Source organism: Desulfosarcina sp. (genome assembly GCF_041551955.1).
Classification (GTDB): Bacteria; Desulfobacterota; Desulfobacteria; order Desulfobacterales; family Desulfosarcinaceae; genus Desulfosarcina.
Window position 1 is genome coordinate 1 of record NZ_JBFELV010000198.1, and the last position, 8,861, is coordinate 8,861.

Consider the following 8,861-nt stretch of genomic DNA (forward strand, 5'->3'; position numbering starts at 1 on the left):
AAAACCGCGTGTATAGTAGCCGAGATGAAACTCCACATGACGCCATGGGGTCTCTTTGGCCCAATCAAAACCATTCAGTTTCAGAGCCAGCAGGAATTTTGAATTCTCATAGTCGGTGGTAAAATCCATTTGGTTTGGTTGGAAACCAGGCTGCCAGCGAAAATCAATCCTGTCGGCGATATCGTCATGCTTGTAAAGCAAAAAACCCAGCAAGGCGCCGGCAGTGTTGGCCAGCATGTCCTCGTAGGAAAAACCGTAGTCACTGAAGGAGTCCCCCAGCTCCATGTAACCCATAATGGTAAAGGAGGAGAGGGCGCCGAAAAGGGCGGCGTCCTCCTGGGAAAAATCCCAGTGGCGATAGAGGCCGGCCAGTCCATGGGAAAGGACATAGGTGGTGTACATGTGACCCAGTTTATCAGCTCCGCCGTTGTCGGTGTCCCTGCCGAACCAGCCCTCCGACTGGGCATGGGGCGTCCGCGAGAAATAGTCCCACTGCAGCACACCCCACAGAGTCACCACACCGACACCGGCCAAGTTGGTCTGCAGCACACGCTTCCGGCGCTCCTTTTGGGAAAGGGGTCGAGAATCGTCATCCGGCCCAGCACTGTCCTCCGCCCAGGCCCATCCAAGCCCCATACAGGCGATCAAGAAGGATAAAAAAATTGGCCTAATGAAAATCATAGAACATCCATGGTTTCCTGCTATTTTTTATCGGCAGACCCGGTTTCCTTTTTTGATAGACGATATCGACTGGCGACGGCTGAAAATTGGCAGAGAACGCGTGCTATCCTTGACAATAGCTTTCCTATAGCAGAAATGGTCATATTTAAAACGATTATATGACGACATCCACCTGAATGTTACCATAACAGCCGGCGGGTGGGATCGTCCACTTTTTAGAGCAGCTTAATCAGCAAACCCGGTTCCACGTTCGGCACGTTCCCTCTTATTTCGGTTGACACAACCCAAGCCCGCCTTACCATTACCTATTGTCCATCCAGAAATAGGCAAATTGGGTTGAAATCAAGGCATGCGAAAAATTTTACCGCAAGCTTATAGCTGATATGCCGAGGATAAAATTTTGAGCATTATGCAGATATCAGGCAAATTGGTCATTTGTGGACGAGCACTACCTGACTATCCGCGCAGAGCGGTTGCCCTTAATGCGAAGGGAACAAACATTCATTTCCAAACAGCAATCCTGCAATAAAGAGCGCTTACCGGCCAACGGACACCAGGTCCGCAATGCATTACGACTGATCCCCGCCATTGATATGACCGTCGGTAACACCGCCAAGGAGGTCATATGAAACGAACCATCGTCACCCTTGCCGCCACCTTTATGATTGCCGTGCTGATGGCAAACCCGGCGATTTCCGAGGCACAGTCGACACTGCACCGTATTCTTGAAGCCGGCGAGATCCGGGTCGGCACCACCGGCGACTGGAATCCGATGACGGTCCGCGACCCGACCACCAATACCTACCGGGGGTTTGACATTGATGTGGTTACCGAACTGGCCAAGGATCTTGGTGTTCGGTTGGTCTTTGTCCCCACCGAATGGAAAACTCTGGTCAGCGGCATGGTTGCCGGAAAATACGACATCAGCACCAGTGCATCGGTGACCCCATCTCGTATTCGCACCGTCGGCTTCACTCGCTCCTACTTCCAGGTCGGCACCGTTCCCGTGGCCCTGAAAAAAGATATCAGCCGTTTTGCCGGCTGGGAGGATATCAACCGAGCCGATGTTCGTGTGGCCGTCACGCTGGGCACCTCATTCGAACAGCAGGTCAAACAGTTTTTTCCCCGTGCCGACATCAAAGCTGTCGAGGCCCCGGCGCGCGATTTTCAGGAAGTCCTCAGCGGGCGTGCCCAGGTGTCGATTACCAGTAACCTGGAAGCCTCCCAGTTGGTCCAGACTTACCCGCAGCTGGCCGTTGTTCCGGTGGACAAGCCGCGCAGCCCGGCAGACCTGGCATTCATCACGCCGCAAACCGATCAGGTCTGGATCAATTACCTCAATCATTGGATCACCATCAAAAAGAACCAGGGGTTTTTCCAGGAGCTGCAGGAGCGTTGGATGCCATAAGCCGAGGATAATTCCATGAAAATTCGTACGTCATGGCTGCTTGCGGTCCTGGTGGTGGTTGTGGCCGTCGGCTGCAGCCGGCAGGATTATCAGTGGGGCTGGTATGAGGTCCTGCCAACGACTCCCCAGGGTGCGGCGCACCTGAGGTTCCTGCTGGCCGGGCTTGGCCTGACCATTTCCCTATCGACGATTTCATTGAGTGCGTCGATCATCCTCGGACTGCTGGTGGCCCTGCCCGGGCTGGCCAGGCAGCCGTGGCTCCGGGCAATCAACCGGGTATATGTGGAAACCTTTCGATCCATCCCGGTGCTGGTCATGATCCTGTGGGTCTATTATGGTTTCCCTGTCGTGATCGGCCTGGCCCTTGGCCCCTTTACCGCTGGCATCCTGGCATTGACCTTGTGCGACAGTGCCTTCGAGGCCGAGGTGTTTCGCGGCGGCATCCAATCCGTCGAGAAAGGGCAGATCGAGGCCGCCGACTCGCTGGGCCTGAATTATTATCAGAAAATGCGTCTGATTATCCTGCCCCAGGCTATTCGCAGGATACTTCCCCCGCTGGGCAACCAGTTTGTATACATGCTCAAGATGTCTTCGTTGGTATCGGTGATCGGTCTGCAGGAGCTGACCCGTCGCGCCAACGAACTCACGGTTACGGTCTATCGGCCGCTGGAGATTTACTCGGTGCTGGTCCTCGAATACCTGCTGTTGATACTGGTAGCATCCTGGATGGTGCGGCGGGTTGAAATGCGTATGCGGGTGCCAACTGAGGTCTGAACAGTGCCTCTGAAGCTGGCTTTCTCCTTTTATAGGCTGCCTGGCCCTGGCAGGCGGATGCCTTTCCTGAACGCACGGTCATTATGAAGGAAAAAGAAGACAAAACACCATATCTCGGTCTCGTACCCTGCCTGCGATGAATGCGGTGAGAGCTTTAGACGAAGTGCATGGATCGCCCCGGCAGGAGAAAAGGCGCCCTGTGTCTGTCTTGTGCCGACCTGGACCATCTCGTCTTTTTTTCCTTCCAGGAGACGCGGCGCCCAGCCGGCGTGCGCGAAAATATACGACATTGGATGTGGTTACCCATATCCGGCACGTGTAAACGCCTTAGGATGAGCTGCTGCTAATGGCCATGGTCGCTGGGAGGCGCGGGAGATGCTCACGGACAACGTCGATCGAATTATGGAGCAATGGGGATCGCCGATACCACAGGTCCTTGAGTGGGCTTACCTTTCTGACATCAACATTCCTTTACCAAATCCTGCCATCTGCCGATAAAGCAAATAGAGAAACCGCACGCTAATGGGCATCTTTGTTTTACGCGCATTGATCAACCGATCAATGCGGTGCCTGTTTGCCATGGCTTTTTTTAAGCCGCAACCCGCACACAATTGGATCAACGGGTTTCGGTCAGTGATGTTGACACGGGTGCGTTGCCATGCTCTATTAACCTGCACGCCGTTGGGGCTGTTTAACGCCTCTGGTCGAAATTGATTTCCTGGTCGTCTCCATGCAAATGCGTACTGCGTCAATTCTCCTCCTGATTCTCTGCCTGCTTCTGTCACCCTGTTGTGCTGCCGGATTGAGTGATATCCACGCGGTGCCGGCCCCGTCCAGCGTGACCATCCTTTGCTACATGAACGGAGACAATGATCTGTCCACTGAGGTGCTTCATGCATTGGACATGATGGAGATGGTGGGCTCTTCCGACAGGGTCAACGTGATTGCCCTGGTGGACGGCCATCCCAAATGGATAGGCCCTTACGATACGGCTTGGTCAAGAACGCGGCTGGTTCACCTGCAAGCCGATCCGCGTATCGGTCGTATTACCTCGCCGGTTCTGGAAGAGTGGGGGGAATCCAATATGGGGGCGCCCCAAACCCTGGAACGATTTTTACGCACGGCCATGGAGGCTTATCCTGCTGAGCAGTTTTATTTTTACATGTTTGCCCACGGTCAGGGCGTTTTGGACACCCGGGATTATGGGCCAGTGCAGCCAGTCAAGACCGTTTCCATGTCGCGGGATGACACCAGCAGTCAAAAAATGCCTCTGAACGATTTTCACCAGGCCTTGAAAAAGGGTTTGAATGGTCGCCGTTTTGAACTGATGGTCTTTTTTTCCTGTCTGGCAAACATGGTCGAGGTGAACTACGCCATGAGCGACGTGACCCGATATATGGTGGGCAGCCAGGACGAGATCCGTTTAGTGAACGAGCCGCCGGGCCGATACCAGATTCGCGGAATGCGGTTTGAGCATTTGATCGCCGAGTTGAAACAGACGCCCTCAGCCGATGTCCGGGAGGTTGGTCGGGTGTTGGTGGACAGTCACGTCGACAGTTATGAACGGGCGGTAAGCTTACCCTCGATTGACGGTGTTGGAAAGACCTGCCGCTTTTCAGGTGGAATGGCCCTGGTGGATACGGCTGCTATGCCGCAGCTGGTTTCTGCGTTGGATCTTTTGGCTCAGCGGTTGATTCGAGGCGCTGAAAAAGCCGGCGTGGTGCAGGCCATGCATGCGGCCTTATATGCGACCCAGCCTTTCGCTAGCTTTATGAAGATGGAATATTATGACCTGGTCGGTTTTGTGCGCCATTTGGGTGCCGCTGTCAACCAACCCGAACTGAAAACCGCTTGCGACCGCGTATTGGATCTAATGGCGAGTCGTGTCCTCGTCTATGCGCGTCACACCTCGGATTGTGCTGCCACTGGTATCTCCATCTATCTGTCGCACCCTCTGGTTCCCGACAACATTTTCCAGACCCATCAGGCACTCTACCAGGCCAACCGATTCAGCCGGGAGACTCAGTGGGACGAAATGATCACTGTCTTCAGAGCAAGCCTCAAGGGCGCAATGGCTGCTGACCTGATCCAGCCGACGGCCATAAAAAAGGGATGGGGCTTATCTTCAAGCACCCACCCCTGAAGGGTTTTCAATTTGGTCCGCACATCCCAGAGTCTTCAGCCAGAGCGTTATTCTGGGAGAATGACCTGGTCGATGACATGGATGACCCCATTGCTGGCGGGGATATTCGCCTTGACCACAGTCGCTTTGTCCACCATCAAACCGCTGCCCGATTCGGTGATGCGGAAGCTTTGTCCGTTGACTGTTTTGGCCGAGGTGAGCATGGCGGCGTCCGAGGCCATGACCTTGCCCGGCACCACGTGGTAAGTAAGGATGGCCTGCAGTTGGGACTTATTTTCCGGTTTGAGCAGGTTTTCCAGGGTTTCCGGCGGCAGTTTGGCAAAGGCTTCGTCTGTGGGCGCAAATACGGTAAACGGCCCCTCACTTCTCAAGGTAGCTTCCAGATCGGCAGCCTGTATGGCAGCAACCAGGGTGTTGAAAGAACCCGCCGCCACGGCCGTATCGACGATGTCAGTCATGTTCATGGCGTCCGATGTAGTCTTTGATGTTCCATAGCTGCCGGCAAATGCCGATAGCGGGAGGGCTAGCAGGATGATCCATACAATTCCAAAATTGAGTTTTTTCATATCTCGTACCTCTATGTGTTGGTTGTTTTTACTTAGGAGTGAACAGCGGTGTCAGCACGGCTTCGAGTAAACATCTGCCGGCACTCCAGTGAAAGGCCAACTTAACTTGCTTGGGGACGAATGACAAGCAGTGCAGAATAGGGGTAAAGTGGTAGACGGCACCTCTCATTGGATATGAGGGCAGCAAGTCGATGGGGTTCGTGTTGGGAGCGACGTCAAATAGCCATACACGCTTAAGGTCAGGCCCTTGATGACATCCAGATCCTATTTGCTTTCCTGCCCCTTGTGCAGCGGTGGCGACATCGATCCATTTCACGCAGACGGAAACAGGACCTACCTGAACTGTTTGAATTGCAAGTTGGTCTTCGTTCCCCGCTGCGATTGGCTGAGCCACGAGGATGAGAAGGCAGCCTACGATTTGCATGAGAACGACCCGCAGGACCAGGGATACCGTCAATTCCTCTCCAGGTTCAGTACGCCGCTCATGGAGCGGTTGGAAGGCAGGCAAAAAGGATTGGATTTTGGTTGTGGGCCCGGTCCGACCCTGTCGATCCTCTTGGAAGGCCACGGTCATCAGGTGGATCTATACGACCCGATTTACCACAACGATCCGTCCGTATTTCATAACACCTATGACTTCATCTGCGCCACCGAGGTCGTAGAGCACCTGCACCATCCCCGGCTGGAATTTACCGCTTTGTTCAGGATGTTGAAACCAGGCGGATGGCTGGGTATCATGACAAAGCTGGTGAAGGATAAGCAGGCGTTCCGCCAATGGCACTACATTCGTGATATGACCCATATTTGCTTCTACAGCACAGGTACGTTTGAATATCTCGCGCAGCGGTTCGATGCCCGCCTCGACGTCGTTGCCGATGACGTGATATTGCTCAAAAACAAGTCAATGGTCAGCCAAATGGTCGATAAATGATCGATACGCTAAAGCGCGTGGCACGGGCTATTCAGGTGCTTCGCCTGCCGTCGCTGGGGGTTGGGCTGGTCAGCTTGGCATCACTGGTGGTGATCGTCTTATTTTTTACAGGCGGCCAGGGTGATCGACTCATTATTCCCCTTTCAGCCGGGTGGTTATGGGGGCTGAGCACGTATTCATTTATCGTGACCTTCCGCGCCGTACCGGATAAACCCAACGCCCCCTTGAAATTCTCCAGTAAACTGAAGCACATCATTTCGCGGCTGTGGTATGGCTTGGTCAGCCTCTTTTTCCTTGGGGCCACGGCCGCGATGCTTGTGGTTACCATTCGGATGGTCTCGATTTGGTTGCGGGACCATGGCGGCTGAGCAGGCGAATAATTATCCAAAAGCCAAGCGTTTGATTGAAAACTGGAATTTTCCATATCCGTCACTGGCCCCCAGAGAAAATATGCCATAAAACACCCGGGATCCTGATCTTGGCATACCGGATCGACGGGGCGGTGCCTGACGCATCCTTTGCTGAAAAATACTGGCCGGGCGTTGAAAAATTTCAAATCCTTCGACGATGGATGGATGCTTCCTGACAGACGTGGAAAGCCTATGTCTGGAGTCGGTGATAAGATGAGAAGATCGAGCATTCACGCCCAAATGTGCCGTGAACGGCCGCAATACACTGATCGCGCCTTACGACTGCGGCTTTTACTGCCAGGCGAAATAAGGCTGCTCATAATGCGCCACGCGCACATCATTACCCAACAAGGCGACTTCCCGGAATTGATACATGATCGCCGCCGTGGGCGCCGCTACCATGCTGTTTCCGATAGGCATGAATAGAACCGGGTGTTCGCTTTCCGGAATCTCCTGGAACATCGGGGCGTCATCGCGCAACAATTCAGCCAGGGGAATTCGATGAATCGATGCCACTTCATCGGGGTTGGCTGTCAATTCGAGATCGGTATCCCCCCAGACCACCATAGGCTTGATGATGAATCCTGACCGAGTGCTATAGTCGTCCAATCTACCGATAACGCGATTGTGGCCGAGCGTTAAACCGACCTCCTCCTCGAGTTCTCTTAAAACCGCCGCTTCCGGGCTTTCCCCATCTTCCATATGGCCGCCGGGCAGCGCCCATTGACCTGCGTGGTTTCGCAGATTGGATGCCCTTCTGGTCAGTATCATTGCTGCATGGCCAGTCCATGGTTCCGAAAATGGGATACCAGGAATACTTGGTTCCTGCTGATTTTCAACAATCGTGATCGCCACTGCCGCTTCTTTCAAGCCGTTATTGGCCTGCTTTCGCTTTGAAAAGCGGTTGAGATTGGCTCGAATGCGATTCAACAGTTTTTCGTCAAAGGCATAATCGATCATGGTGCGATGACATACGCTGCAAATTTGTTATCGGTATATTTTCTGATTCATCCTCATGAGGTCAACCGTTACTGAAAGGTAAACAGATCCACCATGGATTCTTTCTTTCTGACAAACATTCTCTTAAAACCTTCGGTGATGTGGGTTCGCACATGGTCGAGATGGGCAGACAAGGTGTTGTTTAGGCTTTCGACCTCTCTTTTTTTCAAACTATCGAAAATATCCGCATGTTCATTTAATGAACTGTCCATAATTCCCAGCAGGACTAAATTGCGGGTGTATTTTAAGAGCAGCATATCGAACAGCTCCTGAAGCATTTTCAATTGGATGCGACATTGTGAAATAGAGGCGAGGGTCAGATGAAACTTCATGTCAGTCATCAGCCGGCTGTAATAATTCTCTTCATCCACTGCAGCAAAATAGTCATCCTGGGATTGTTTCAGCCGCTGTATGGATGCTTCGTCAACCGAGTTGATAATTTCCGGAACCAGTGAGACCTCCAATAAAAGCCGGGTGTCATAAATCTCTTTGATTTCTTTCAGGCTGACCTCATTTACGAAATAGCCACGGTTTGGTTCGTGGCTCACAATGTTCTTAAATTCCAGCCATTTCAACGCATGAATAACCGGCGTAATGCTCACGCCGATTTTATCGGCCAGATCCTGGTATTTGATTTTCTGCCCCGGAATGATTTCATTATAAAAAAGCATCTGCCGAATGCCCTGGTAAGCTTTCTGGGCCAGATCCATCTTTTGAGGTTTTCTTCTCTGTTTTTTATCAGCCATGCAGTCTCCGATTTAAATCTGTATAATCGTTCGGGCGATGTGGGTGCTGTGGATATAAAAAACGCATTTTGTTTTTATTCTTATAAACTATTTTATTAAATTGCAAACCAATATTCTCCAGAGGCGGGATAACAAATCTAAATAAACGCAAGTTTAAAAATTATAAATTTTATAAAAAAAATAATTGGGAGGGTAGGTGTTTA

Annotated in this window: 10 protein-coding genes; 5 read left to right on the forward strand and 5 right to left on the reverse strand. The window is 52.3% G+C overall.

Annotation, left to right across the window (positions count from 1 at the left end; all coding sequences use genetic code 11):
- Positions 1-549 (reverse strand): DUF2279 domain-containing protein (locus tag ABYV26_RS14865; RefSeq protein ID WP_372682139.1); only part of this gene is annotated, 549 nt, incomplete at its 3' end.
- A gap of 757 nt (positions 550-1,306) precedes the next feature.
- On the opposite strand from ABYV26_RS14865, the gene ABYV26_RS14870 reads away from it, so the two are divergent.
- Together ABYV26_RS14870 and ABYV26_RS14875 are read left to right on the forward strand one after the other, a co-directional pair.
- Positions 1,307-2,089 (forward strand): transporter substrate-binding domain-containing protein, encoded by a 783-nt coding sequence (locus ABYV26_RS14870; RefSeq protein ID WP_372682140.1) that lies wholly within the window; start codon positions 1,307-1,309, stop codon positions 2,087-2,089.
- Positions 2,090-2,104: 15 nt separating this feature from the next.
- Positions 2,105-2,863 carry an amino acid ABC transporter permease gene (locus ABYV26_RS14875; RefSeq protein ID WP_372682141.1) on the forward strand — a complete coding sequence of 253 codons (759 nt, stop codon included), beginning with the start codon at positions 2,105-2,107 and terminating at the stop codon, positions 2,861-2,863.
- Positions 2,864-3,309: 446 nt separating this feature from the next.
- Here the strand turns inward: ABYV26_RS14875 and ABYV26_RS14880 are convergent, their stop codons facing one another.
- The gene (locus ABYV26_RS14880; protein ID WP_372682142.1) at positions 3,310-3,615 is read right to left on the reverse strand and encodes a hypothetical protein; all 306 of its coding nucleotides are present in this window, start codon (positions 3,613-3,615) and stop codon (positions 3,310-3,312) included.
- On the opposite strand from ABYV26_RS14880, the gene ABYV26_RS14885 reads away from it, so the two are divergent.
- A complete protein-coding gene (locus ABYV26_RS14885; RefSeq protein ID WP_372682143.1) occupies positions 3,594-5,006 on the forward strand; it encodes a clostripain-related cysteine peptidase in 1,413 nt (470 codons plus the stop codon). The two genes, ABYV26_RS14880 and ABYV26_RS14885, sit on opposite strands and share 22 nt — an antisense overlap.
- 47 nt (positions 5,007-5,053) lie before the next feature.
- On the opposite strand, the gene ABYV26_RS14890 is transcribed toward ABYV26_RS14885, so the two are convergent.
- Positions 5,054-5,572, reverse strand: a complete 519-nt coding sequence (locus ABYV26_RS14890; protein WP_372682144.1) for a fasciclin domain-containing protein — start codon at positions 5,570-5,572, stop codon at positions 5,054-5,056.
- 250 nt (positions 5,573-5,822) lie between these two features.
- Here ABYV26_RS14890 and ABYV26_RS14895 point away from each other — a divergent pair, with 250 nt between their 5' ends.
- Together ABYV26_RS14895 and ABYV26_RS14900 are read left to right on the forward strand one after the other, a co-directional pair.
- Positions 5,823-6,503, forward strand: coding sequence for a class I SAM-dependent methyltransferase (locus ABYV26_RS14895; RefSeq protein WP_372682145.1), 681 nt, complete (start codon positions 5,823-5,825; stop codon positions 6,501-6,503).
- On the forward strand, positions 6,500-6,871 hold the full coding sequence (locus ABYV26_RS14900) for a hypothetical protein (RefSeq protein ID WP_372682146.1): 372 nt from the start codon (positions 6,500-6,502) through the stop codon (positions 6,869-6,871). The genes ABYV26_RS14895 and ABYV26_RS14900 overlap by 4 nt, the downstream gene beginning before the upstream one ends.
- Before the next feature lie 333 nt (positions 6,872-7,204).
- On the opposite strand, the gene ABYV26_RS14905 is transcribed toward ABYV26_RS14900, so the two are convergent.
- Complete coding sequence (locus ABYV26_RS14905) at positions 7,205-7,873, reverse strand: CoA pyrophosphatase (RefSeq protein ID WP_372682147.1); 669 nt, start codon at positions 7,871-7,873, stop codon at positions 7,205-7,207.
- A 68-nt stretch (positions 7,874-7,941) separates the two neighbouring features.
- A complete protein-coding gene (locus ABYV26_RS14910; protein WP_372682148.1) occupies positions 7,942-8,658 on the reverse strand; it encodes a GntR family transcriptional regulator in 717 nt (238 codons plus the stop codon).
- Positions 8,659-8,861: the final 203 nt, after the last annotated feature.

What these genes read in the sequence shown, in the direction of transcription:
- ABYV26_RS14870 (WP_372682140.1), top strand. Translation starts at nt 1,307, where the DNA reads ATGAAACGAACCATCGTCACCCTTGCCGCCACCTTTATGATTGCCGTG.
- ABYV26_RS14875 (WP_372682141.1), top strand. Translation starts at nt 2,105, where the DNA reads ATGAAAATTCGTACGTCATGGCTGCTTGCGGTCCTGGTGGTGGTTGTG.
- ABYV26_RS14885 (WP_372682143.1), top strand. Translation starts at nt 3,594, where the DNA reads ATGCAAATGCGTACTGCGTCAATTCTCCTCCTGATTCTCTGCCTGCTT.
- ABYV26_RS14890 (WP_372682144.1), bottom strand. Translation starts at nt 5,572, where the DNA reads ATGAAAAAACTCAATTTTGGAATTGTATGGATCATCCTGCTAGCCCTC.
- ABYV26_RS14895 (WP_372682145.1), top strand. Translation starts at nt 5,823, where the DNA reads ATGACATCCAGATCCTATTTGCTTTCCTGCCCCTTGTGCAGCGGTGGC.
- ABYV26_RS14900 (WP_372682146.1), top strand. Translation starts at nt 6,500, where the DNA reads ATGATCGATACGCTAAAGCGCGTGGCACGGGCTATTCAGGTGCTTCGC.
- ABYV26_RS14905 (WP_372682147.1), bottom strand. Translation starts at nt 7,873, where the DNA reads ATGATCGATTATGCCTTTGACGAAAAACTGTTGAATCGCATTCGAGCC.
- ABYV26_RS14910 (WP_372682148.1), bottom strand. Translation starts at nt 8,658, where the DNA reads ATGGCTGATAAAAAACAGAGAAGAAAACCTCAAAAGATGGATCTGGCC.